General features: G+C 63.2%; 1 protein-coding gene and 1 pseudogene. Both read right to left on the reverse strand.

Features of this window, described 5'->3' with window-relative positions; all coding sequences use genetic code 11:
* Window positions 1–123: pseudogene (locus FMP39_RS38785) on the reverse strand (XRE family transcriptional regulator); the annotation flags it as partial.
* A 51-nt stretch (window positions 124–174) separates the two neighbouring features.
* Complete coding sequence (locus FMP39_RS37155; RefSeq protein WP_228558657.1) at window positions 175–492, reverse strand: helix-turn-helix transcriptional regulator; 318 nt, start codon at window positions 490–492, stop codon at window positions 175–177.
* Window positions 493–758: the final 266 nt, after the last annotated feature.

Below are 758 nucleotides of genomic sequence, written 5' to 3' on the forward strand. Positions count from 1 at the left end.
GATGCGGCTGTAGACGGCTGAGGCCATCCCCACGCGCTCCGCGACTTGGACCTGCGTCAGACTCATCTGCTCCCGAGCGAGACGGGCAATGGCACCCAGGTGCGCTGCAAGCTGTTCGTTCATAGGTTCAAGTGAGTATACCTGAATTGCCAGTTGTCAAGGGAGTGCCATCCATCAGCGCACGTCCGGCAGGAGTTGAATGAGGGCGAGCGCCTGGTGCGCATCCAACTGGCGCACACGGCGGAGCAGGGCCTCCTTGGCGGCGGTGACGACGTCCGGTGGCAGTGAGGCGGGGTAGTCCAGTAACTCGTTGGGGGTGGTGCGGAGCGCGGAGCACAGACGGTACAGCGTCTGGACGCTGGGAAGCATTCGGCCGCGCTCGATTCGGCTGTAGACGATAGGGGAGATGTCGATGAGCAGGGCCACCTCTGTCTGCTTCAGGCCAGCGCGAAGGCGGGCTGCGCGCAGGGGGCCGCCGACGATGCCAGGCAAGGGACGGGAGGGCTCCTTTGGAAGGGCGAAGCCACGGGCGTCAGGGTGGATGTACATTCCCAATCAACTGTACCTGACAGTCTAGTTGGATTTACCTTAAGATAGGCTTGAAACTCTCTGCGGCTGGTGGTTGGGGGGATAAGACTTCGCGCGATTTCCCCGGGCTTCTGGTAGCGTGGACCGGCGCCGGGGAGGGAGTCGCATGCGCGTGGCCGCAGTCCTGCTGTCCTACAGAGTCTCGAGGAAGTCGCCATGAGGGACAACGG

Source organism: Myxococcus sp. AB056 (genome assembly GCF_006547365.1).
Taxonomy (GTDB): domain Bacteria; phylum Myxococcota; class Myxococcia; order Myxococcales; family Myxococcaceae; genus Myxococcus; species Myxococcus virescens.